21 protein-coding genes are annotated in these 24,613 nt (G+C 62.7%); 6 read left to right on the forward strand and 15 right to left on the reverse strand.

The genetic code is table 11. The annotated features are described in order from the left end of the window. Positions 1-51: 51 nt before the first annotated feature. Positions 52-2,676, reverse strand: coding sequence for an alanine--tRNA ligase (gene alaS, locus MKK04_RS19390; protein WP_207829579.1), 2,625 nt, complete (start codon positions 2,674-2,676; stop codon positions 52-54). Positions 2,677-2,941: 265 nt separating this feature from the next. On the opposite strand from alaS, the gene MKK04_RS19395 reads away from it, so the two are divergent. Continuing rightward, complete coding sequence (locus tag MKK04_RS19395) at positions 2,942-4,219, forward strand: M91 family zinc metallopeptidase (protein ID WP_241105894.1); 1,278 nt, start codon at positions 2,942-2,944, stop codon at positions 4,217-4,219. Between the two features lie 21 nt (positions 4,220-4,240). Here MKK04_RS19395 and astE read toward each other — a convergent pair whose 3' ends face one another. The 13 genes from astE to acs form a co-directional block, all read right to left on the reverse strand. Beyond that, complete coding sequence (astE, locus tag MKK04_RS19400) at positions 4,241-5,248, reverse strand: succinylglutamate desuccinylase (RefSeq protein ID WP_207830131.1); 1,008 nt, start codon at positions 5,246-5,248, stop codon at positions 4,241-4,243. A 10-nt stretch (positions 5,249-5,258) separates the two neighbouring features. Further along, the gene (locus tag MKK04_RS19405) at positions 5,259-5,549 is read right to left on the reverse strand and encodes a hypothetical protein (RefSeq protein ID WP_063912882.1); all 291 of its coding nucleotides are present in this window, start codon (positions 5,547-5,549) and stop codon (positions 5,259-5,261) included. A 14-nt stretch (positions 5,550-5,563) separates the two neighbouring features. After that, positions 5,564-6,913, reverse strand: coding sequence for an N-succinylarginine dihydrolase (gene astB / locus MKK04_RS19410; protein ID WP_241105895.1), 1,350 nt, complete (start codon positions 6,911-6,913; stop codon positions 5,564-5,566). Between the two features lie 23 nt (positions 6,914-6,936). Then, entirely contained in the window at positions 6,937-8,400 is a 1,464-nt protein-coding gene (gene astD, locus MKK04_RS19415) for a succinylglutamate-semialdehyde dehydrogenase (protein WP_233693730.1), read from the reverse strand. Beyond that, a complete protein-coding gene (gene astA / locus MKK04_RS19420; protein WP_063912885.1) occupies positions 8,401-9,429 on the reverse strand; it encodes an arginine N-succinyltransferase in 1,029 nt (342 codons plus the stop codon). Between the two features lie 78 nt (positions 9,430-9,507). Further along, a complete protein-coding gene (gene aruF, locus MKK04_RS19425) occupies positions 9,508-10,527 on the reverse strand; it encodes an arginine/ornithine succinyltransferase subunit alpha (protein WP_063912886.1) in 1,020 nt (339 codons plus the stop codon). A gap of 142 nt (positions 10,528-10,669) precedes the next feature. After that, positions 10,670-11,890, reverse strand: coding sequence for an aspartate aminotransferase family protein (locus tag MKK04_RS19430; protein WP_241105896.1), 1,221 nt, complete (start codon positions 11,888-11,890; stop codon positions 10,670-10,672). A gap of 430 nt (positions 11,891-12,320) precedes the next feature. Beyond that, entirely contained in the window at positions 12,321-13,301 is a 981-nt protein-coding gene (gene argR, locus MKK04_RS19435) for a transcriptional regulator ArgR (RefSeq protein ID WP_207829567.1), read from the reverse strand. Positions 13,302-13,399: 98 nt separating this feature from the next. Continuing rightward, the gene (locus MKK04_RS19440; RefSeq protein ID WP_025340127.1) at positions 13,400-14,164 is read right to left on the reverse strand and encodes an ABC transporter ATP-binding protein; all 765 of its coding nucleotides are present in this window, start codon (positions 14,162-14,164) and stop codon (positions 13,400-13,402) included. Between the two features lie 22 nt (positions 14,165-14,186). Further along, positions 14,187-14,885: an ABC transporter permease gene (locus tag MKK04_RS19445; RefSeq protein WP_063912889.1), complete on the reverse strand. Its 699-nt coding sequence runs from the start codon at positions 14,883-14,885 to the stop codon at positions 14,187-14,189. Next, positions 14,882-15,571: an ABC transporter permease gene (locus MKK04_RS19450; protein WP_003260113.1), complete on the reverse strand. Its 690-nt coding sequence runs from the start codon at positions 15,569-15,571 to the stop codon at positions 14,882-14,884. The genes MKK04_RS19445 and MKK04_RS19450 overlap by 4 nt, the downstream gene beginning before the upstream one ends. An 88-nt stretch (positions 15,572-15,659) precedes the next feature. Further along, positions 15,660-16,445, reverse strand: coding sequence for an ABC transporter substrate-binding protein (locus tag MKK04_RS19455; RefSeq protein WP_233693731.1), 786 nt, complete (start codon positions 16,443-16,445; stop codon positions 15,660-15,662). Between the two features lie 629 nt (positions 16,446-17,074). Further along, positions 17,075-19,036, reverse strand: coding sequence for an acetate--CoA ligase (acs, locus tag MKK04_RS19460; RefSeq protein ID WP_207829557.1), 1,962 nt, complete (start codon positions 19,034-19,036; stop codon positions 17,075-17,077). 396 nt (positions 19,037-19,432) lie between these two features. Here acs and MKK04_RS19465 point away from each other — a divergent pair, with 396 nt between their 5' ends. Then, positions 19,433-19,687: a DUF2790 domain-containing protein gene (locus MKK04_RS19465; protein WP_003260110.1), complete on the forward strand. Its 255-nt coding sequence runs from the start codon at positions 19,433-19,435 to the stop codon at positions 19,685-19,687. A 155-nt stretch (positions 19,688-19,842) separates the two neighbouring features. On the opposite strand, the gene MKK04_RS19470 is transcribed toward MKK04_RS19465, so the two are convergent. Then, a complete protein-coding gene (locus tag MKK04_RS19470) occupies positions 19,843-21,402 on the reverse strand; it encodes a sigma-54-dependent transcriptional regulator (protein ID WP_233687559.1) in 1,560 nt (519 codons plus the stop codon). Between the two features lie 256 nt (positions 21,403-21,658). Between MKK04_RS19470 and phhA the strand changes: the two genes are divergently transcribed. The 4 genes from phhA (at position 21,659) to MKK04_RS19485 (ending at position 24,551) form a co-directional block, all read left to right on the forward strand. Then, entirely contained in the window at positions 21,659-22,447 is a 789-nt protein-coding gene (phhA, locus tag MKK04_RS19475) for a phenylalanine 4-monooxygenase (RefSeq protein WP_003260109.1), read from the forward strand. A gap of 39 nt (positions 22,448-22,486) precedes the next feature. After that, a complete protein-coding gene (locus MKK04_RS19480) occupies positions 22,487-22,843 on the forward strand; it encodes a 4a-hydroxytetrahydrobiopterin dehydratase (RefSeq protein ID WP_003254532.1) in 357 nt (118 codons plus the stop codon). Between the two features lie 291 nt (positions 22,844-23,134). Then, positions 23,135-23,263, forward strand: coding sequence for a hypothetical protein (locus MKK04_RS26510; RefSeq protein WP_256202935.1), 129 nt, complete (start codon positions 23,135-23,137; stop codon positions 23,261-23,263). A 91-nt stretch (positions 23,264-23,354) separates the two neighbouring features. Then, positions 23,355-24,551 (forward strand): MFS transporter, encoded by a 1,197-nt coding sequence (locus tag MKK04_RS19485; RefSeq protein ID WP_207829555.1) that lies wholly within the window; start codon positions 23,355-23,357, stop codon positions 24,549-24,551. Positions 24,552-24,613 lie beyond the last annotated feature (62 nt).

Here is a 24,613-nt window from a genome sequence, read left to right on the forward strand (position 1 = left end):
GAGGCCGGCAGGAGTGGCCTGTGTGGCCACTAGACCGCCGGCCCCCTCATCTCAAAGTCCCTGCTCTGCGAATGGCACGGCCAGCGCCAGGGCCTGGTCCAGTGCAGCGACGTCGACGCCACCACCCTGGGCCATGTCCGGACGGCCACCGCCCTTGCCACCCACCGCCGCAGCGGCTTGTTTCATCAGATCGCCAGCCTTGAGTTGGCTGGAGAGGTCCTTGGTCACACCGGCCACCAGCACGACCTTGCCCTCATGCTCGCTGCCCAGCAGGATCACTGCATGGCCGAGCTTGTTCTTCAGCTGATCGACCAGCGCCAGCAGGGCCTTGCCGTCCTGCCCATCCAGGCGGGCGGCGAGCACCTTGGCGCCTTTGACCTCAACGGCCGCGTTGGAGAGATCGTCCCCGGCGGCGCTGGCGGCCTTGGCCTGCAGCTGTTCCAGCTGCTTCTCCAGCTGGCGGTTGCGCTCGAGCACAGCCGACAGCTTGTCGATCAGGTTGTCGCGGTTACCCTTCACCAGCTGTGCGGCTTCCTTGACCTGCTCTTCGGCAGCGTTCAGGTAGGCCAGCGCAGCAGCGCCGGTGACCGCTTCGATACGGCGCACGCCAGAAGCCACGCCGCCTTCGCTGATGATCTTGAACAGGCTGATGTCACCGGTGCGCTTGGCGTGGATACCGCCGCACAGCTCCACCGAGAAATCGCCGCCCATGCTCAGCACACGCACGGTGTCGCCGTACTTCTCGCCGAACAGCGCCATGGCACCCTTGGCCTTGGCGGTTTCGATGTCGGTCAGTTCGGTTTCCACCGCAGTGTTCTTGCGCACTTCGCGGTTGACGATGTCTTCCAGGGCCTTGATCTGCTCTGGTTTCACCGCCTCGAAGTGGCTGAAGTCGAAACGCAGGCGCTGGCTGTCGACCAGCGAGCCTTTCTGCTGTACGTGCTCGCCCAGTACCTGGCGCAGCGCTTCGTGCAGCAGGTGGGTGGCGGAGTGGTTCAGCGAGGTGGCGTGCTGCACGTCGGCATCGACCTTGGCCACGACTGGCGAACCGATCACCAGCGCACCGCTGGCAACCACGCCGTGGTGCAGGAAGGCACCGCCGGTCTTGGTGGTGTCGCGCACGTCGAAGCGCGCAGCACCGGCCTGCAGGAAGCCGGTGTCACCCACCTGGCCACCGGACTCGGCGTAGAACGGCGTGCGGTCGAGCACGACCACGCCTTGCTCGCCTTCGCCCAGCTGGTCGACGGCCTGGCCGTCCTTGTACAGGGCGATGATCTTGCCCTGGCCTTCAGTGGCATCGTAGCCGAGGAACTCGGTGGCGCTGTCGACCTTGACCAGGCTGTTGTAGTCCATGCCGAAGGCGCTGGCAGAACGGGCACGCTCACGCTGGGCGTCCATCTCGCGTTCGAAGCCGGCCTCGTCGATGGTCAGCTCGCGCTCGCGGGCGATGTCGGCGGTCAGGTCCATCGGGAAACCGTAGGTGTCGTACAGCTTGAACACCACATCGCCCGGCACTACCTCGCCCTTGAGCTGGGCCAGGTCCTGCTCGAGGATGCGCAGGCCCTGCTCCAGGGTCTTGGCGAACTGTTCTTCTTCAGCCTTGAGCACGCGCTCGATGTGCGCCTGCTGGCTGTTCAGTTCCGGGAAGGCCTCGCCCATTTCAGCAACCAGCGCGGCAACGATCTGGTAGAAGAAGCTGCCTTTGGCGCCCAGCTTGTTACCGTGGCGGCAGGCACGGCGAATGATGCGGCGCAGCACGTAGCCACGGCCTTCGTTGGACGGCAGCACGCCGTCGGCAATCAGGAAGCCGCACGAACGGATGTGGTCGGCGACCACTTTCAGCGAGGCCTGGCCGTCATTGCTGCAACCGATGGCCTTGGCCGCTGCCGCCAGCAGGTTCTGGAACAGGTCGATCTCGTAATTCGAGTGCACGTGCTGCAGCACGGCGCTGACGCGCTCCAGGCCCATGCCGGTGTCCACCGACGGCGCTGGCAGCGGGTGCAGCACGCCGTCGGCGGTGCGGTTGAACTGCATGAAGACGTTGTTCCAGATCTCGATGTAGCGATCGCCGTCTTCTTCCGGCGAGCCGGGTGGGCCGCCCCAGATGTCCGGGCCGTGGTCGTAGAAGATCTCGGTGCATGGGCCGCACGGGCCGGTGTCGCCCATGGTCCAGAAGTTGTCGGAGGCGTATGGGGCGCCCTTGTTGTCGCCGATGCGCACCATGCGCTCGGCCGGCACGCCGACTTCCTTGGTCCAGATATCGTAGGCTTCGTCGTCAGTGGCGTAGACGGTGACCCAGAGCTTTTCCTTGGGCAGGTTCAGCCATTTTTCCGAAGTCAGGAAGGTCCAGGCGAAGGTAATGGCGTCGCGCTTGAAATAGTCGCCGAAGCTGAAGTTGCCCAGCATTTCGAAGAAGGTGTGGTGACGCGCGGTGTAACCGACGTTTTCCAGGTCGTTGTGCTTGCCACCGGCGCGCACGCACTTCTGGCTGCTGACGGCACGGGTGTAGGCACGCTTCTCCGCACCGAGGAAGCAGTCCTTGAACTGGTTCATGCCGGCGTTGGTGAACAGCAGGGTCGGGTCGTTGTTCGGGATCAGCGAACTGGAGGCGACTCGGGTATGTCCCTGCTCTTCGAAGAAGCGAAGGAAGGCTTCACGGATTTCTGCGCTTTTCATAGGTTCTTCCACGGAAACGGCGGCCGTTTGGGCTAATACGTCGAATCGACGAAACGACGGCAAAGGGCGCCATTATAGCTAGCCTGAACAGGAGATACAGCGTGTTTGTACACCAGAACAGCAATCGGCGGATGAAAAGGCGTTCATGAACATGACCAACACCGCAAAGCGAGCCTGACGGGTTAGGCAGGCTATACATAAACAACACCTGAGCCCCCGGGCGCGATGGGAGGATGCTCCCCCATCCCTGATTCCGGAGCACACGATGCCTGAGCCAGATCTGTCCAAACTCCACTCGGACCCACACCCGCTGCCCCACAAGGCCATCCTGGCCAATCCGAACCCGATCTACTACATCGACGCTCGCCGACCTGGTTACGCCCAGACCGCTTTCGACAATGAAAAGAACCCTCAGCAGCAGACCGAGGTCAAGTACATCCAGGCTGACACCAATGTGCGAATCACCCTGGAGCGCACCTATCCATTGGGGCGGCGCTATCACCGCAACACACAGAACAGCGAGCTGCTGGTCTTCAACGTGGCCCCGCGCGTGGTGCGCCCGGAAGAGCAAAAAAAGCGGGTACGTATCGCCCCTGGCGAATGCCTGCTGGAAGTGACCATCAACGATGCAGTATTCATGGTCGCCGCGCATACCGCTCAAGCCATTGCCATTCGCCTCACGGATGGCAATCACCACCTTGTCATCGCCCCGGAGGTGAAGAAGAGGGTGCTGATCGACATGATAGGGAGCGGCAACAAAATCGAGACAGGCGCAGGTATCGTCCACATCGATGCCCACACCGGCACGCACCAGATTGTGGCGGGTAGCGGCCCGGTGCTCATCGACAAAGGCGACGCGGTTGTCAACGTCACGGGGCACCGCTTGCTTGGCCGTGAATCTTCCAGGGTAGAGCTCTACCGCAATACCGAAAACGATGCGCAACTGGCCAGACCTGTCGCGGCCGAACACCAGTCCCTGGGCAACGTCGGCATCCGAGTGACAGGTAGCGACCATTTCCGGCAAGCGGTTCAGGACGCACTGGAGCTACTGCGCAAACTCCCCTGCGGCCAGGCGCTGCTGGCGGGCCTGGATGAAAAAGCCGGGCAGTCCGGGAACCCGATCAGCGTGATCGAAGCTTCCAGGCACCAGTTCACCGCCTATACACCCAGCGATCATGAAGAGGATGAAGACGAAGGCCACTTCATCATCGATGAAAGCCAGAGCAGCTGGGGTTACAGCGGTGGCACCCTGGCCTACAACCCAGGCTGGTCGACCGCTGCGCAACTGCCACTACTCGACCTGTACCGCTGCCTGTGCCAAGGCTGGAACTCGGTGTCAGGAACCGTCTTTCCAGGCCAGACAGAGGTTCAAGGAAAAAACGGCGTTTACCCGGTGGACAACCTGCTGCTACAGAGCATCGGCTTGCCTACCGATTGCAAGTTCACATTCGACACCAGCACCGCCCTGAACACCAATCCACCCGACTTCACTGAAAACGGGCTACGGCAGGCGCTACAACTGGAGCTGCGCACACAGGCGTAAGCCCCGGCCATTGCGGCAAGCTCAGCCTAGTCGCTGACCGGAGTCGGGCACGATCAGAATCCCCGCCCTGAGGCCATTCTTGACCTTGGGGTTGGGGAAGATGATGCGTGCCCCTTCCTCCTCGACCACCCAGCGTGTTTCGGCCAGGTCTTCGGCCAGCAGGTAACCCTTGCTCAGCTCGGAGAAATTCTCGATGTCCGCCGGCAAGTGCAGGTGGAAGCTGTCGCTGTGCTTGATGATCTCGCGGGAGACACTGAACAGTTGCAGGCCATCCAGCGAGCTTTCGCCCTGCGGCTCGGTGTCTTCGATGATGTGGATCAGCCGCGCTTCCAGCTTGTCGAGGTTGACCAGCTCGTTCTGGCCAAACGGTCGAGCCTTGCCCAGCTCCAGGGTGAAGGCTTCGGCCTCGAGCTGCTCGTAGGTGAAGGCGCTGAAGGTAATGGAAGACTTGCTTTGCAACAACACCGCCTCCATGCCCGCCGCCGCCAGGCGTGCCAGCTCGCGACGGGAGTGCTTGCGCCCCTCTTTATAGGGGTACAAGGCGAACTGCTCGATCTTCGAGCCTCGGATGGCAGTATGCAGGTCGTAATGCAGGCGGCTGCGCCCCGGCTTGCTGAAGAACACCCGGGCGAACTGTTCCAGCTCGGCGGCACGCAATGCCTCGAGGCCACTGGACAGCTCGTGGCGCCCGTTGAACAGGCGGTTGATGTCCTGCTCGATGAAGCGCTCGCCCTTACGGATCGCAGCCGGGTTGCCGAACAGGAACAGCACCCGCGCCTTGGGCAGGATCTTGCCGTTGGCCACGCCATGCAGCAGCCGCTCGAGCAATTCGATCGGTGCCGTTTCGTTGCCATGGATGCCGGCGGACAACAGCAAGTCCAGCCCGCAATCCTCGTTTTCGGCCGGGCGCACTTCGAGCGCGCCCTCCCCCAGCCAGCGCAAACGCGCGCCCTTGGGTGTCACTTGGGTCTTCTCGGCCGGTTCGTGATCGGTGAGGGTCAGCTCAAGCAATTTGCCAAGGGCGAGCATAGGGACTTCCTTAGTGGTGGTGGCCGCAGTCAGGGCCATGGACGTGATCGTCGTCTTCAGCGACTTCAGCCGGCTCCATTTCCAGCTGCAGGCTGACCAGGTTGGTGGCCATCGGACGCAACAGCAGGTTGGCGTACTCGGTGTCGTCTTCCTCGACATCCACGCCGATCAGCAGCTGGCCACGGCCATCCTGCTGAATCCACACTTCCTTGCCCTGCCAGACCACGGCAAAGCGGGTGCAGGAAGTTTCCAGCTGGGTGCCGTCTTCATCTTCGAGGATCAGGCGCAGGGCGTCGGTCATTGCAAAGTCTCTCTTCAAGGTTGGCGTTGGAACGGATACACCGAGCCCAACTTCAGGATCTGGGTCAATTCGTCCAGTGCCGTACGGCATTCCACCAGTAGCTGCGGGTCGGCCAGGTCCGCTTCGCCAAGGCGATCGCGGTAGTGCTTGTCGACCCACTGCACCAGAGTGTCGTACAGCGAGGCGGTCATGATAACGCCTTGGTTGACCGCTGCCAGTTCCGTTTCCTTCAACGCCACGCGCAAACGCAGGCAAGCCGGTCCACCGCCGTTCTGCATGCTCTGCTTGAGGTCGAACACCTTGACCTCCTTCACCGCGCCGCCCTGGGCGGTCAGCTGGCCGAGGTAGGCCCAGACCCGCTCGTTGTTGCGGCACTCTTCCGGCACCACCAGCAGCATGGAGCCGTCGTCGCGGCTGAGCAGCTGGCTGTTGAACAGGTAGGAACGCACCGCGTCCTCCACCGTCACCGCTGCCCGCGGCACGCAGATGGCCTGGAAGTTGCCACCCTTGCTGGCCAGTTTAGCCCGCAGCTGGCCAAGTACCGCGTCGGTCTCGAGGAACGCGTCCTCGTGGTAGAACAGCACCTCGCCGTTGCCCACCGAAATCACATCGTTGTGGAATACGCCCTGGTCGATCACGGCCGGGTTCTGTTGAGCGTAGACCACGCCGTCATCGCTCAGGCCATGCAGCCGAGCCACGGCCTGGGAGGCTTCCAGGGTTTGCCGGGCCGGGTACTTCTGCGGTGCCGGGAAGCGGCTGTCGAAGGCACTGCGGCCGTAGACGAAGAACTCCACGCCGGCCTCGCCGTACGCACGGCAGAAGCGCGTGTGGTTGGCTGCGCCCTCGTCACCGAACTGCGCCACGGCAGGCAGCGCTGCGTGGTGGGCAAAGTGTTTGTCGTTGCTGAACATGGCACCCAGCACGCGTCTGGTGGTCGGGTGCTCGATGCTGCGATGGTACTTGCAGTTGAGGTTGGCAGCAGTGAAGTGCACGCGGCCGTCGGCGGTGTCGGCACTGGGGCTGACCGTGGCGGCGTTGGCCACCCACATGCTCGAGGCCGAGCAGCTGGCCACCAGCAATGGCATGGCCTCCCTGGCGGCGCGCTGGATCACTTCGGCATCGCTGCCGCTGAAGCCCAGGCGGCGCAGTGCGGCCACGTCCGGGCGCTCCTGCGGCGCCAGCACGCCCTGCTTGAAGCCCATGTCGGCCAGCGCTTTCATCTTCGCCAGGCCCTGGCGCGCAGCTTCGCGCGGGTTGGAAGCCTGTTGGCTGTTGCTCTGCGAAGCCACGTTGCCGTAGGACAGGCCGCCATAGTTGTGGGTAGGCCCCACCAGGCCATCAAAATTCACTTCGTAGGATTTCATCGGCTAGGCTCCGTGACCTGTTGTTATAGGGTGACGCCCGGCGTCAGGGTTGCCGGCAAGGCAAGGCTGGCGGTCTCCAGCGAAGCCACGGGGTACGCGCAGTAGTCCGCCGCGTAATAGGCGCTGGCGCGATGGTTGCCACTGGCACCCACGCCGCCGAACGGCGCACTGCTGGCGGCACCGGTCAGTTGCTTGTTCCAGTTGACGATGCCTGCGCGACTGCGCAGCCAGAAGTACTGGTAACGGGCACGGGAATCGGACAGCAAGCCGGCGGCCAGGCCGTACTGGGTGTTGTTGGCCTCATCGATGGCAGCATCGAAGTCGGCGTAGCGGATTACCTGCAACAGCGGGCCGAAGAACTCTTCGTCCGGGCGCTCGGCCACAGCGGTGACATCGACGATGCCTGGAGTCAGCAGTGCTGCGTCGGCCTGCGGCTGGGTCATTTCCAGCAGTTTCACGCCCCCCTTGGCGACCAGTTCGGCCTGGGCCGCAATCAGCGCCCGCGCCGCCTGCAGCGAAATCACCGAGCCCATGAACGGCGCCGGCTGCTGGTCGAACGTGCCAACCGTGATGGATCTGCTCACCTCGACCAGCCGCGCGATCAGCGCATCGCCCCAGGCGCCTTGCGGTACCAGCAGACGACGGGCGCAGGTGCAGCGCTGGCCGGCGGAAATGAACGCCGACTGGATAATGGTGTACACCGCCGCATCGAGGTCCTTGACCTCATCCACCACCAGCGGGTTGTTGCCACCCATTTCCAGGGCCAGGATCTTGTCCGGGCGGCCGGCGAACTGCTGGTGCAGCAGGTTGCCGGTGCGGCTGGAGCCGGTGAAGAACAGGCCATCGATGCCCGGGTTGGCGGCCAGCGCCACACCGGTTTCACGCGCGCCCTGCACCAGGTTGAGCACACCCGCCGGCAGCCCGGCGGCAATCCAGCAATTGACGGTCAGTTCGGCGACCTTGGGCGTCAGCTCACTGGGCTTGAACACCACGCAGTTGCCCGCCAGCAGCGCCGGCACGATATGGCCGTTGGGCAGGTGGCCGGGGAAGTTGTACGGGCCGAACACCGCCACCACACCGTGGGGCTTGTGCCGCAGCACGGCCGTGGCATCGGCCAGCGGGCCGCTCTTTTCGCCGGTGCGCTCGCGATAGCTCTGCACCGAGATCGCCACCTTGTTGATCATGCTGGTGACTTCGGTCGCCGACTCCCACAGGGGCTTGCCGGTTTCCTCGCCAATGCACTGGGCCATCGCTTCGGCATGCGCCTTCAGTTGCGAGGCGAACTTCTCCAGCACATCGATGCGCGCGTCCAGGCTCAGCTGCGCCCAGGCCGGGAAGGCATGGCGCGCAGCCTGCACGGCAGCCTCCACCTGGCTGGCGTCGGCGCCCTGCCCCTCCCATACGACAGCTTGCGTCACCGGGTTGAGCGACTGCAGGGTTTCGCCCTGGCCGGCCTGCCAGTTGCCTGCGATGTAATGCGTGGTCATTTATTTGGCCTCCCGGCTTGCCGACAGCGGCACCGCGCGCACGTTGTCGCCGGCACCCATGCGCAGGCGCTTGGCCGTCAAGGGGTCGACCACCAGGGTACCGGCGGCCAACCGCGCAGGTGCAGCCGTGATGCGGCAGTCGTCGCGCTTGCGGTTGTGAATGATGTAAGGAGTGGCGTCATCGCCCGGTGTGCCCACGGCCAGCACCAGGGTCTGGCTTTCGCGTACGGCGCGGATCTTGTCGGTGTCGCACTCGATGGCAGGGCCGGCATCGAAAATGTCGACGTAGCCTTGGTAGTTGAAGCCTTCCTGCTTGAGCATCGCCAGCGCCGGTTCGGTGTCTTTGTGCACACGGCCGATCACGTTGCGCGCTGCCTCGGACAGGAAGCAGGTATACAGCGGGAACTTCGGCATCAGCTCGGCAATGAACGACTTGTTGCCCACGCCGGTGAGGTAGTCGGCCTGGCTGAACTCCATCTTGAAGAAGTGCCGGCCCAGGCTTTCCCAGAACGGCGAGCGGCCCTGCTCGTCGGACATGCCGCGCATTTCGGCAATGATCTTCTTGCCGAACAGCTCGGGGAACTCGGCCATGAACAGCATGCGCGCCCGCGACAACAGGCGGCCATTGAGGCCCGAGCGGTAGTCGCTGCGCAGGAACAGCGAGCACAACTCGGAGTTGCCAGTCAGGTCGTTGGCCAGGAACAGGGTGGGGATTTCGCGGTAGATCTTCAGCTCCTGCGAGGCGCTGACGGTCAGGCCGACCCGGTAGTTGTACCAGGGCTCGCGCAGGCCGACGGCACCGGCGATGGCACTGATGCCAACCACCAGGCCTTCGTCGTTTTCCAGCACGAACAGGTAGTCGGTGTCGGCGCGCTCGGCTTCGCCACGGAAGCTTTTTTCCGCCCAGCCAACGCGATGCCCCAGGCGCTCTTCGTTGGCCGGCAGCGTGGTCAGCCCGGTGGTCCCGGTGCTGCGTGCCAATTCGATCAACGCAGGCAAATCGCTGCTGCGTACAGGACGAACGATCATGCTATCTCCTTGTGCGACGGCGGCAGCCGGCGCGAAACTCTGCTAACGCATCAATCCGCAAACGTCTGTTGCCAGACCTCAGACCGCGACCAGGCGCACGCTGGCACCCTCGCCCACCCCCAGCGCCTCGGCGGCAGCCAGGTTCAGGCTGACCGGCTTGCCAGGCACCCAGTCCAGGTCCAGCAGCACTGCGCGGTAGTCCTGCAACTGGCCGTTGCACACCAGGTATGGGCGCCCGCCCTTGACCGGCGCGTCCTCGATCTTCACCGGCACCACCCGGCTCTGGGCGATCGAGCGGATACCCGAGGTACGCGCATGCAGGGTCGGGCCACCGTCGAAGATGTCGATGTAGTGCTCGGTCTCGAAGCCTTCGCGCATGAGGATGTCGAAGGTAATCTGCGCACGCGGGTGCACCTGGCCCATGGCCTCTTGCGCCAGGTCCGGCAGCAGCGGTACGTAGATCGGGTAGTGCGGCATCAGCTCGGCGAGGAAGGTGCGGCTCTTCAGGCCGCACAGGCGCTCGGCGTCGGCGTAGTTGAGGTCGAAGAAGTTGCGGCCGATGGCATCCCAGAACGGCGATTCACCCTGTTCGTCGCTGTAGCCGACGATCTCGGTCACCACCGAGTCGGCGAAACGCTCCGGGTGCGCGGCCATGAACAGCAGGCGGCCACGCGAATTGAGCTCGGCCCAGGCACTGTTCACCAGTTCCGGCAGCACATAGAAGCTGGTCAGCAGGCTGTTGCCGGTCAGGTCGTGACACAGCGACAGCACGTGGATCTTGTTGTGGATCTTCAGCTCGCGCGAGGCATGCACGAAGGTCTCGTTACGAAAGCTGTAGAACGGCTCGGAATAGCCGGCCGAAGCGACGATGGCCGAGCAGCCGGCCAGCTTGCCGGTTTCGCTGTCTTCGAGCACGAAGAAGTAGCTTTCTTCACCGTTGAAGCTGACCTCGGCGGCGAAGGAAGTCTCGGAAGCGGCGATCTTGTCGCCCAGGCGAGCAGCGTCGTCCGGCAACGAGGTGACACCAATGGGGCTGTCTGCAGCCATGCGCTGCACTTCGTTCAGATCAGCCATTTGCGCGGGGCGCATCACCAGCATGGTGTCACTCCTTTGGAATACGGGCCGCTCACGGCGGCACGGAAAAACGGCAGGTGCATTGGCACCTGCACTGGAATCGGGTATCACCGGCCCAGGCACGGGCTGAGCCTGCGCCGTGGCCGGTGAGGGGACAGCAGGCGGATCAGCCCTGGGTCAGGGTAGCCACGGCGCGCTCGAAGCGGTCCAGGCCTTCATCGATGTCGGCGTCTTCAACCACCAGGCTTGGCGCGAAGCGGACCACGTCCGGGCCGGCCTGCAGCACCATCACGCCTTCTTTCTCGGCAGCGTTGAGCACGTCCTTGGCCTTGCCTTTCCAGGCCTCGGTCAGCACGCAGCCCAGCAGCAGGCCAACGCCACGCACCTGGCTGAACAGGTTGTACTTCTGGCCGATCTGCTCCAGACGGGCCTTGAAGCGCTCATGCTTGGTCTTGATGCCGCCCAGGGTTTCCGGAGTGTTGACCACGTCCAGCACCGCGCAGGCAACGGCGCAGCCCAGCGGGTTGCCGCCGTAGGTGGTACCGTGGGTGCCGACAGCCAGGTGCTTGGCCAGCTCGGTGGTGGTCAGCATGGCGCCGATCGGGAAGCCGCCGCCCAGGCTCTTGGCGCTGGTCAGGATGTCCGGGGTCACGCCGTAGTGCTGGTAGGCATACAGCGAACCGGTACGGCCCACGCCGGTCTGCACTTCGTCGAAGATCAGCAGGGCGTTGTGTTCGTCACACAGTTTGCGCGCGCCTTCCAGGTAGGCCTTGTCGGCCGGCACCACGCCGCTCTCGCCCTGGATCGGCTCGATCACCACGGCGCAGGTCTTGTCGGAAATCTGTGCCTTCAGCGCTTCCAGGTCGTTGTACGGCACATGGCTGATGCCGGTGATCTTCGGGCCGAAGCCGTCGGAGTACTTCGGCTGGCCACCGACGCTGACGGTGAACAGGGTACGGCCGTGGAAGCTGTTCAGGGTGGCGATGATTTCGTGCTTTTCCGGGCCGAAGCGGTCATGGGCAACGCGACGGGCCAGCTTGAAGGCGGCCTCGTTGGACTCGGCGCCGGAGTTGCAGAAGAACGCACGGTCGGCAAAGGTAGCGTCCACCAGCTTGTGGGCCAGGCGCAGGGCCGGCTCGTTGGTGAACACGTTGGATACGTGCCAGAGGGTGTTGGCCTGCTCGGTCAGGGCCTTGACCAGTGCCGGGTGGCAGTGGCCCAGGGCGTTGACCGCGATGCCACCGGCAAAGTCGATCAGCTCGCGACCTGACTGGTCCCAAACACGGGAACCCTCGCCTCGCACAGGAATGAAGGCCGCCGGAGAATAGTTGGGGACCATGACCTGGTCGAAATCGGCACGTTGCACCGGGGCTTGCTCAACGGACATCTGAGTCTCCTGAAGAGGAACGCTGGCCTGGAAGTGGCGAGCGATGGGGGGATTGTAAGGACTGATCCGCGCCTGTCCTTGCGGCCAAGCGACAACTTGTTACAGCGCAAAACCCAGTTTTGACAAGGCTTTCGGCAATGCGACAAACACTGTCGCAATCGCGCAGTGTACGGGAGAGAGGGGGCTGGGTGAACGGGTGTTCACATGTAGAAGCGTGGTTGCCTGTGCTGGCCCATTCGCGGGCACGCCCGCTCCCACATGGACCGCACAGGTTTCAAACACCGCACAGCCCCGAGAGAAATGGTGCTGCCTGCACTGGCCCCTTCGCGGGTGAACCCGCTCCCACACGACCTGCGCAGGATTTGAAGCTTGTGCGATCCCTGTGGGAGCGGCTTTAGCCGCGAAAGGGCCGGTACAGGATAAGGAAATATCAGCCTTTTTCGGCAGGCGCCGAGCTCAGTTCGAACGGGCTGCTGCTGCGCCGCTGGTTACGGTCTTCCCGCGGCGTTGCGCCAAAGAAGTTGCGGTAGGCACTGGAAAAATGCGGCCCCGACGAGAAGCCGCAGGACAGCCCGATCTGGATGATCGACTTGCTGGTCTGCATCAGCATCTGGCGCGCCTTGTTCAGCCGCAGCTCCAGGTAATACTGGCTCGGCACGCGGTTCAGGTACTGCTTGAAGATGCGCTCCAGCTGCCGGCGCGACACGCACACGTGCTGGGCAATTTCGTCGGTGGTCAGCGGCTCTTCGATGTTGGCCTCCATCAGCAGCACCGCCTGGGTCAGCTTGGGATGGCTCGAACCCAGGCGGTTCTGCAGCGGAATGCGCTGGCGCTCGCCACCCTCGCGGATGCGCTCGACCACCAGCTCCTCCGACACCGCCCCGGCCAGCTCCGCGCCATGGTCACGGGCCAGCACCGCCAGCAGCAGGTCGGTCACGGCCATGCCGCCACAGGCAGTCAGGCGATCGCGGTCCCAGTCGAACAGGTGGCTGGTGGCGATGACCTTGGGGAAGCGCTCGGCAAAATCATCCTGCCAGCGCCAGTGCACCGCAGCGCGGTAACCGTCGAGCATGCCCAGCATCGCCAGGGGATAAACCCCGGCCGACAGGCCGCCGATCATGCAGCCACTGCGCGCCAGCTGCTTGAGCGCCGCCGACAACGCCGCCCCCACCGCCGATGGCGGCTCGTCGGCCACCAGAAACAGCTTGTGACACCCATCCAGGCGACCATTCCACGCCTCGCCCGGCAGACGCCAGCTGCCCTCCTGCGCCGGCTCCGCCTGCAAGAAGACCAGTTCATAGGCCACCTCCGGATGCACCCGCTGCGCCACCAGCAACACTTCCTCGGCCAGCGCCAGGGTCAGGGGCCTGGTGCTGGGCCAGATGAGAAAACCGATTCGCTGGGTGGTCATAGGGTGCGGTCCGAAACCTGAGGTCGTTCGAGTCTGTGCGCCGGGTCAGGCTGCGCTCGCCGCGCAGCATGCCCTATTCTGGTGCAAAAATGCAGTTTTTACTTCAGGCTGCCGGAGAGGAACTGCTTCAGGCGCTCCGACTGCGGGTTGGCCAGCACTTCGCGCGGGCAACCGGTTTCTTCCACCAGGCCCTTGTGCAGGAACACCAGCTGGTTGGACACCTCGCGGGCAAAGCCCATTTCGTGGGTCACCACCACCATGGTGCGGCCTTCCTGGGCCAGCGCCTGCATCACTTTTAGCACATCGCCCACCAGCTCCGGGTCCAGCGCCGAGGTCGGCTCGTCGAACAGCATGACCTCCGGCTCCATGGCCAGCGCCCGGGCAATGGCCACCCGTTGCTGCTCACCGCCGGACATGTGCCCAGGGAAGGCGTCCTTGCGGTGCGCGACACCAACCTTGGCCAGGTAGTGCTCGGCCTTTTCCAGGGCCTCCTTGCGGTTCACGCCCAGCACATGGACCGGCGCTTCGATGATGTTTTCCAGCGCAGTCATGTGCGACCACAGGTTGAAGTGCTGGAAAACCATCGACAGGCGCGAGCGCATACGCTGCAGCTGACGCGGGTCGGCAGCCTTGAGCGCGCCGTCCTTGCCCGGCACCAGCTTCAACTCTTCATTGTTGAGCAGGATCTTGCCGGCGTGCGGCTGCTCCAGCAGGTTGATGCAGCGCAGGAAGGTCGACTTGCCCGAACCGCTGGAGCCGATAATGCTGATGACATCGCCTGCCTTGGCCGACAGGGACACGCCCTTGAGCACTTCATGGCTGCCGTAGCGCTTGTGCAGGTCTTGGACTTCGAGTTTGTACATGCTGTCGATTCTCACAAAGCGGTCAGTGCTTGCGCGGCGCCAGGTAGCCGAGCCAGCGGCGTTCGGCCATCTTGAACAGGCGCACCAGGATGAAGGTCAGGCACAGGTAGAACACGCCCGCCGTGATGTAGGCCTCGAAAGGCAGGTAGTACTGGGCATTGACCGTGCGCGCAGCGCCAGTGATGTCGATCAGGGTGACGATCGACGCCAGGCTGGTGGTCTGCAGCATCATGATCACTTCGTTGCTGTACTGCGGCAGCGCCCGGCGCAGGGCCGACGGCAGCAGGATGCGCCGGTACATCTTCATGCGCGACATGCCCATGGCCTTGGCCGCCTCGATTTCGCCATGGGGCGTGGCCTTGAGGCTGCCGGCGATGATTTCGGCGGTGTAGGCGCTGGTGTTGATGCCGAATGCCAGGCAGGCGCAGAAGGTAGCGCTGGACAGCAGCGGCCAGAGGAAGCTTTCGCGCACCGCCTCGAACTGCGCCAGACCGTAGTAGATCAGGAACAGCTGCACCAGCATTGGCGTGCCGCGGATCACGTAGGTGTACAGCCACGCCACGAAATTGACCGCTGGCTGCCTGGACACCCGCATCAGGCCCAGCGGAATGGCCGCCAGCAGGCCGAAGAACAGCGAAATCGCCAGCAGCTTGAGGGTGGTCAGCAGGCCGCCGAAGTACATCGGCAATGCCTCCCAGACGACGTTGTAGTCGAAGATCATAGTTCAGCCACCTTGACGCCCACCGAGTAGCGGCGCTCGAGATACTTCAGGGCCAGCAGCGAGATGCTGGTCAGCACCAGGTACAGGGCCGCCACCGCCAGGAAGAAGGTGAAAGGCTCGCGGGTGGCGTCAGCCGCCTGCTTGGCCTTGAACATCATGTCCTGCAGGCCCACCACCGAGATCAGCGCGGTGGCCTTGGTCAGCACCAGCCAGTTGTTGGTGAAGCCCGGGATCGCCAGGCGAATCATTTGCGGCACCTGGATGCGGAAGAACACCTGGCGGTTGCTCATGCCGTACGCCACGCCCGCTTCGGCCTGGCCTTTCGGAATACCGAGGAACGCACCGCGGAAGGTTTCCGACAGGTAGGCGCCAAAAATGAAGCCCAGGGTACCGATACCCGCGATCAGCGGGTTCAGGTCGATGTAGTCTTCATAGCCGAGCAGCGGCGCCACCCGGTTGATGATGTCCTGACCGCCGTAGAAGATCAGCAGGATCAGGACCAGGTCCGGAATGCCACGAATCACCGTGGAATACAGATCGCCCAGCCAGGCCAGCCAGCGCACCGGCGACAAGCGCAGCGCCACACCGATCAGGCCGAGCACGATGGCCAGGGCCATCGACGACAGGGCGAGCTGAAGCGTCAGCCACGCCCCGTCGAGGATGACTGCCCCGTAGCCTTTCAACATGATGAGGTCCTCGACCTAGAGAATGAAAAATGGTGCAAACCTCAGAGCCTCTGCTGTTTGCACCATTGCACAGGTGAAACCCGACGTCTTAGTTCGAGTCTGGACCGTAGATATCGAAGTTGAAGTACTTTTTCTCGATTCCTTTGTACTTGCCGTTGGCACGGATGGCGTCGATGGCCGCGTTGATGCGGTCGACGTTGGCCTTGTCACCCTTGCGCACGGCAATGCCGATGCCGTCACCGAAGTACTTGGCGTCGGTGAAGGACGGGCCTACGAAGGCGAAGCCCTTGCCGGCGTCGGTCTTGAGGAAACCGTCTTCCAGCAGGGTGGCGTCAGCCACGGTGCCATCGAGGCGGCCAGCCGCAACGTCCAGGTAGATTTCGTTCTGGGTGCCGTAAGGAACCACGGTCGCACCTTTGGCGCCCAGCACTTCCTTGGCGAAGCGGTCATGGATCGAGCCGCGCTGCACACCAATCTTCTTGCCTTTGAGTTCATCCAGGCTGTCGCTGACAGCGGTGCCTTCCTTCATCACCAGGCGCGCCGGAGTCAGGTAGTAGCGCTTGGTGAAGTCGACCGATTTCTTGCGGTCTTCGGTGATCGACATGGACGACAGGATGGCGTCGATCTTGCGCACTTTCAGCGCCGGGATCAGGCCGTCGAACTCCAGCTCGACCCAGGTGCACTTGGCTTTCATCTCTTCGCACAGGGCGTTGCCGATGTCGTAGTCAAAACCGGCGATACTGCCGTCTGACTGCTTGAAGGCGAAGGGTGGGTAAGCGGCTTCGATGCCGATTTTCAGCGGCTTTTCATCGGCCTGCGACACCAGGGAAAACACGGACAGCGCCAGGGCGCCAAGCAGTGCGAGCTTCTTCATCAGGTAACTCCATCGGTACGGGGCAATACAAGGCAGGTAACGGCTGCCCGATATGCGAATGGGTACAACGCGAGCCGCGCAGGGTTCGACCAAGGCCGCAGACCACGAGCGAGTGAGTGGCATTTTAACGACAGCCCGGTAGTCGATATTTCTTCAAAGCGACAACTACTTACAGAAGCGCTTGAAACCGCAGCGGGCAATGTTGACAGCCATTGCAAAATATGCAAAAGCGCAAGAAATAGAACCTATAGACCTAGCAATTCCCGGGCCTATTATTGGCAAAGCCTTGTAGTACGGCAAGTGCAGCGTGCTGTGTTGCAAAAAATGGCTGCGGGAACGCACCGAAACGGGCCGCAATTGTTTCCTGGCGCCCCGATAGGGTGCGGGGCCGGTGACAGAACAGTTACCGATGAATGTCGGGTAACAGTAAAGCAAAAAACCCCGCCGGTTGCCCGGACGGGGTTCTTACTGGCTGATCTCACAGGTACAGCACACGCCTTACCCTGTGGGAGCGGCTTCAGCCGCGAACACCGGCAACGCCGGTGCCATCTACCGCGCTGGGTTCTTCGCGGCTAAAGCCGCTCCCACAGGGATCGCACAAAGCCTTCAGCGTGCGCCCTGCTTCGCTATCAGGCCGAAGCCAGGCTCATGGCCTTGTGGGTATCGATCAGGTGCTGCACCACACCCGGGTCGGCCAGCGTCGAGATATCGCCCAGGGCACCGTACTCACCCGTGGCAATCTTGCGCAGGATGCGGCGCATGATCTTGCCCGAACGAGTCTTCGGCAGCCCCGGCGCCCACTGGATCACATCCGGCGAGGCGATCGGGCCGATTTCCTTGCGCACCCAGTTCTTCAGCTCCAGGCGCAACTGCTCGCTGGCCTCGACACCGGCATTGAGGGTGACATACACATAGATACCCTGCCCCTTGATGTCGTGCGGCACACCCACCACCGCCGCCTCGGCCACTTTCGCATGCGCCACCATGGCGCTTTCGATCTCGGCAGTACCCATGCGGTGACCGGACACGTTCAGCACGTCATCCACGCGGCCGGTGATCCAGTAGTAGCCATCCTCGTCGCGGCGCGCACCGTCGCCGGTGAAGTACATGCCACGGAAGGTCTTGAAGTAGGTGTCGACGAAACGGTCGTGGTCGCCGTACAGCGAGCGCGACTGCCCCGGCCAGGAATCGAGGATTACCAGGTTGCCCTCGGCGGCACCTTCGATCAGGTTGCCCAGGTTGTCCACCAACGCTGGCACCACGCCGAAGAACGGACGGGTTGCCGAGCCCGGCTTGAGGCCGGTAGCGCCCGGCAGCGGGCTGATCAGGATGCCGCCCGTCTCGGTCTGCCACCAGGTGTCGACGATCGGGCAACGCTCCTTGCCCACAGCCTTGTAGTACCAGTTCCAGGCTTCAGGGTTGATCGGCTCACCCACCGAGCCAAGCAGACGCAGGCTGGAGCCATCGGCACCGGCAACCGCGGCCTCGCCTTCAGCCATCATCGCGCGGATGGCGGTTGGCGCGGTGTACAGGATGTTGACCTTGTGCTTGTCGATGATCTTCGACACACGGGTGATGTCCGGGTAGTTCGGCACGCCCTCGAACAGCAGGGTGGTGGCGCCATTGGCCAGCGGGCCGTAGACGATGTAGCTGTGGCCAGTGACCCAGCCCACGTCGGCGGTGCACCAGTACACCTCGCCCGGGCGATAGTCGAACACGCGCTCATGGGTCAGCGCGGCATATACCAGATAGCCACCGGTAGTGTGCAGCACGCCCTTCGGCTTGCCGGTGGAACCGGAGGTATAAAGGATGAACAGCGCTTCCTCGGCACCCATCTCTTTCGGCGCGCAGTGGCTGGAGGCCACTTTCATCAGGTCTTCGTACCAGATGTCACGGTGCTGGTGCCAGGCAATGTCGCCACCGGTGCGCTTGCACACGATGATTTTCTGCACGCTGTTGGTTTCAGGGTTGGTCAGCGCCAGGTCGACGTTGGCCTTTAGCGGGGTACGTCGGCCGCCGCGCACGCCTTCGTCGGCGGTGATCACGACCTTGGACTTGCAGTCGATGATACGGCCGGCCAGTGCCTCGGGCGAGAAGCCGCCGAACACCACCGAATGGATAGCACCGATACGGGCACAGGCCAGCATGGCGACCACGGCCTCGGGGATCATCGGCATATAGATGGTGACCACGTCACCCCGGTGCACATCCTGGCCACGCAGGGCGTTGGCGAACTTGCAGACCTGCTCGTGCAGTTCGCGGTAGGTGATGTTGCGGTGCTCGGAAGGGTCGTCGCCTTCCCAGATGATGGCCAGCTGGTCGCCGCGCTGTTCGAGGTGGCGGTCCAGGCAGTTGGAGGACACGTTCAGAGTGCCATCGGCGAACCATTTGATATCGACGTGATGGTCATCGAAGGAGGTCTGCTTGACCTTGGTGAACGGCTTGATCCAGTCGATGCGCTGGGCCTGCTCGCGCCAGAAGCCGTCCGGGTTGATCACCGATTTCTGGTACATGGCCTTGTAGGTGGCCTCGTCGGTCAGGGTGGTGGCCGCAACCTCGGGACGAACGGGATACAGTGGAGCCGCACTCATCTGTGTTACCTCGGTGTAATAGTTGTTTTTGTATGGAACCGTTTGTAACTGTACCAGAGCGACAAAAACCATTCGACGTTGGTAGTAATTTGGTACGCCCGTTCTGACAAAGCGCTCTGGAATGCGCCTTCCAGCCCTGACGAGGAAAAATGGGGCCGTTTGCCCGAGGATTGTTACAGATTCTGTCAAAACACTTTATCAAAAGAGCCACTGTTTCAGCCTGGGCCCCAGCCATAAAATTCACCTCGCCAGCAACGGCAAGGCGATTAACAACTGGTAACAGCCCCCACGAAGGCAACGTTAATCCCCATCCAAACCCGATAGTTAAAACCAGCAATACTCGCGGCGCCATAAGCGCCGCGTGCCCCCTCACGACCTTAGACAGGTAAATAGAAAATGAAAGCTTTACTGGTATTGGTACTTGGCAGTCTTTGCGGCGCGGCGATGGCCGGCGAAGCCAAAGATGCCGAGCAGATTCCGGTTGAACAATACAGTTACTCGCAGCACCTGGACATTGCCCGCGTCATTTCCATGAGCGAAGTGCCCAATGTGTGCGAAGTCGTGCCAGCGCGCATGACCTACGAGGACTCCAAGGGCCAGAAGCACATTCTCGAATACCGCGTGATGGGGAACGGCTGCTCCAACGGCTGACACCTTGTGAATTGGGGGCCCTGCGGGCCCCATTCGCGGGTAAACCCGCTCCCACAGGAACAGCGCCTGCCTTGAGTCCAGCGCTATACCTGTGGGAGCGGGCTTACCCGCGAAGCAGCCACCGACTGATTAACAGGTTATTAATTAACGACTACTTAATCCGCTGACTTGCCCAACGAATAATCTCTCAACTTGTTGGCAATCGTGGTATGTGAAACACCCAGTCTTTTCCCTAAAGCCCGACTACTCGGGAATTCCCCCATCAAACTTTCCAGCACCGCTTTTTCAAAGCGCCCGACAATCTGCGAAAGATCCCCGTCCAGCGAAAACTCACCCAGCGGTTGACGCACACCATAATCCGGCAAACGTATATGTTCACTTTTAACCACACCGCCTTCGCATAACGAAACTGCCTGGAACAACACGTTTTCCAACTGCCTGACATTACCCGGCCAATGGTACTGGCTGAGTTTGTCCATCGCTGCCGGCGCCAGGCGCGGCATGGCGCAGCCGATCTGCCGGCTGGCCTGATCGAGAAAGTGCTGCACCAGCCCTTCCAGGCCATCCATGCATTCGCGCAATGGCGGAATGTGCAGCGACAACACATTGAGCCGGTGATACAGGTCCTGACGAAACTCGCCACGGGCACACAACTCGGACAAATCCACCTGGGTCGCGCAGATCACCCGCACATCCAGGTACACCTCTTCATCGCTGCCTACGCGACGGAAGCAGCCATCCTGCAGAAAACGCAGCAGCTTTACCTGCAGGCGCGGGCTCATCTCCCCTACCCCGTCAAGGAACAGCGTGCCACCGGCGGTCAGCTCCAGCAGCCCCAGCTTGCCCTCGGCCCGCGCCCCTTCGAAGGCCCCGGGGCCGTAACCGAACAACTCGGTCTCGGCCATCGACTCGGGCAACCCGGCGCAATTGAGTGCCATCAGCGGCGACTGGCCGCGCGGGCTGGCCAAGTGGCAGGCACGCGCCAGCAACTCCTTGCCGGTGCCGGTCTCACCCTCGATCAGCAATGGCGCATCCAGCGGCGCCATGCGCCGCGCCTCACGCACCACCGCCGCCATCACCCGCGAGCTCTGGAAGATACTGTCGAAACCGCGCAGCTCCTGCTTGCGCACGTTGTAGATGCGCTCACCGATACGGTCGGCGCGGTGCAGGGTCAACACTGCACCGGCCAGTGCCTCGCTGTCGTCGTGCTCGGACTGCAGCGGCGCGATATCGGCCAGGAACACATCACCCTTGACCTTGATGCGCAGGCCGTTGATGCGCGACTTGTTGGCCCGCACCAGCTCCGGCAGGTCGAAGTCCTCCACATAACGCGCCAGCGGCATGCCTGGCACCTCGTCCACCCGCACCCCCAGCAGCTGCGCAGCGGCACGGTTGGCGGCGACGATGCTGCCACCCATGTCGATCGACAGCACCGGGAAGTCCAGCGCCCCCAGCAACGCATTCAGCTCCATGTGCCGACGCTCGCTGGGCATCAGCCCCACACGCTTGACGCCGAACACTCCGGCGATGGCCTCGAACTTCGGCCGCAGCGCCTGGAACTGCAAATTGATCAGGTTCGGGCAATGCAGGTAGATGGCGTTGCCATGGTCACCACCCACCTCGCCGCGCAGCACGTTGATGCCGTATTCCACCAGCAGGTTGAGGATGTCGCGCAGGATGCCAATGCGGTTCTGGCAATGCACTTTGATACGCATGAGGGCTCTCGAAGCGCCAATGTTTTTCAACATCGCGCGGAAAAGTCGTAAAGATAAGCTGACAAAAACAGCCGAAGCATCAGCCAGATGCCTCGGATTTTCCGACACCTGCGCCTTTTTGTAAAATTATCGTTACGAAATCACCCCCAGTAGCCGACCCCGCCAGTGGCCCACCCCCGTGCAAAGCGGCCAGCGAAGGGATATTCCTTAGGCATGTCCTGCACATAACAAGAAAAGCCCTCACCAGGAGAGCCACATGAAACAGACGCAATACGTGGCACGCGAGCCCGATGCGCATGGTTTTATCGATTACCCGCAGCAAGAGCATGCGGTATGGAACACCCTGATCACCCGTCAGCTGAAAGTGATCGAAGGCCGCGCTTGCCAGGAATACCTGGACGGCATCGACCAGCTCAAGCTGCCCCATGACCGCATTCCGCAACTGGGCGAGATCAACAAGGTGCTGGGCGCCACCACCGGCTGGCAGGTTGCCCGGGTACCGGCACTGATTCCCTTCCAGACCTTCTTCGAACTGCTGGCCAGCAAGCGCTTCCCGGTGGCCACCTTCATCCGCACCCCGGAAGAACTGGACTACCTGCAAGAGCCCGACATCTTCCACGAGATTTTCGGCCACTGCCCGCTGCTGACCAACCCCTGGTTCGCCGAATTCACCCACACCTATGGCAAGCTCGGCCTGGCCGCGACCAAGGAACAACGCGTATACCTGGCGCGCCTGTACTGGATGACCATCGAGTTCGGCCTGATGGAAACCGCGCAGGGCCGCAAGATCTATGGTGGCGGTATCCTTTCGTCGCCAAAAGAGACCGTCTACAGCCTGTCTGGCGAGCCTGAGCACCAGGCCTTCGACCCGATCGAGGCCATGCGCACACCGTACCGCATCGATATCCTGCAGCCGCTGTATTTCGTACTGCCGAACATGAAGCGCCTGTTCGACCTGGCCCACGAAGACATCATGGGCATGGTTCACAAAGCCATGCAGCTGGGCCTGCACGCACCGAAGTTTCCACCCAAGGTCGCTGCCTGAGCGACCTTGCCGATAACAACTCGAACCGGAAAACACCACATGAATGCCTTGAACCAAGCCCATTGCGAAGCCTGCCGCGCCGACGCACCAAAGGTCACCGACGAAGAACTGGCCGAGCTGATTCGCGAAATCCCGGACTGGAACATCGAAGTACGTGACGGCCACATGGAGCTGGAGCGCGTGTTCCTGTTCAAGAACTTCAAGCACGCCCTGGCGTTCACCAATGCCGTGGGCGAGATCGCCGAGGCCGAAGGCCATCACCCGGGCCTGCTGACCGAGTGGGGCAAGGTCACCGTGACCTGGTGGAGCCACTCGATCAAAGGCCTGCACCGCAATGATTTCATCATGTGCGCGCGCACCGACAAGGTGGCGGAGACGGCTGAAGGCCGCAAGTAACCGCTTGGGAATTGGGGCCGCTTCGCGCCCCTTCGCGGGCTTGCCCGCTCCCACAGGTACTGCGTAAGCCTTGGCCTTCGCAATACCTGTGGGAGCGGGCAAGCCCGCGAAGGGGCGCGAAGCGGCCCCAGTTTTTTGAAGGAAAAATGTCCGCTGTTCGTCCGCAAAACCGACAAACGATCGGTAAAAAACCCAAACTGTCATCCAGACTTGTGTATCCTGCCCCAGCTTTGCGAAGCTTCAAACGCGCCTGGCGCAGACTTTTCACTCACACTTGCGAGGAACGACGAGATGCATGAAATCCCGAATCTTCCCTTCCCAAGCCTGAACCCAGAAGAGCCAACCGTGACCGTTCACGCCGAACCGGCAACTGCCGTCGAGCAGGATGGTGACGATCAATCCAGCGCTGACCAGGAATAACCGCGCATCCCCCGACTGTGTGAAAACGGCTGACCTGCGGGCCACCCCCGTCATCACGTTTTCACACCGTCCAGAATCCACGTAGGCCCTCATGCCCCACTCACCGCGCCCCCTTGCGGTCACCCTGCAAGTCGTCTCCATCGTCCTCTTCACCTTCATCGGCTACCTGAACATCGGCATCCCGCTGGCCGTATTGCCCGGCTATGTGCACAACGATCTGGGCTTCAGTGCCGTGGTCGCGGGCCTGGTGATCAGCGTGCAATACCTCGCCACCCTGCTCAGCCGCCCCACCGCCAGCCGCATCATCGACAACCACGGCAGCAAGAAGGCGGTCATGTATGGCCTGGCCGGCTGCGGGCTCAGCGGGGTGTTCATGCTGGCCTGCGCCTTCCTCACCCACCTGCCGTGGCTGAGCCTGGCCTGCCTGCTGCTAGGCCGCCTGGTGCTCGGCAGTGCCGAAAGCCTGGTGGGCTCCGGTGCGATTGGCTGGGGCATTGGCCGGGTGGGCGCTGAAAACACGGCCAAGGTCATCTCCTGGAACGGCATCGCCAGCTATGGCGCACTGGCCATCGGCGCCCCGCTGGGCGTGCTGATGGTCAAGGGCCTGGGGCTGTGGAGCATGGGCGTGAGCATCATCCTGCTGTGTGCACTCGGGTTGCTGCTGGCGTGGCCCAGGCAAGCCGCGCCGATCGTCAGTGGCGTGCGCCTGCCGTTCCTGCGGGTGCTGGGCAAGGTGTTCCCGCACGGCTCGGGGCTGGCCCTGGGCTCGATCGGCTTTGGCACCATCGCCACCTTCATCACCTTGTACTACGCCAGCCACGGCTGGGCCAATGCAGCGCTGACCCTGAGCCTGTTCGGCGCCAGCTTCATCAGCGCGCGACTGCTGTTCGGCAACCTGATCAACCGGATTGGCGGGTTCCGGGTGGCGATCGCCTGCCTGTCGGTGGAAACGCTTGGGCTGCTGATGTTGTGGCTGGCGCCCAACGCCGAAATGGCCTTGGCGGGGGCCGCGCTGAGCGGGTTCGGCTTCTCGCTGGTGTTCCCGGCACTGGGGGTGGAGGCGGTGAATCAGGTGTCGGCGGCCAACCGCGGGGCGGCGGTGGGGGCGTATTCGCTGTTCATCGATTTGTCGCTGGGGGTGACCGGGCCGCTGGTGGGCGCGGTGGCGGCGGGGTTCGGTTTTGCTTCGATGTTTCTGTTTGCCGCGGCGGCGGCGGCTTGTGGGTTGGTGTTGAGTCTGTATCTGTATCGGCAGGCATCATCTTCAAGGCATGCACGGGACTTGTAGGAGCAGCCTTGTGCTGCGAAGAGGCCATTACTGCCGAAGAAAACCTATTGGCTCTACCGGCC

Origin of the sequence: Pseudomonas sp. LS.1a, from assembly GCF_022533585.1 — a bacterium.
Lineage (GTDB): Bacteria > Pseudomonadota > Gammaproteobacteria > Pseudomonadales > Pseudomonadaceae > Aquipseudomonas.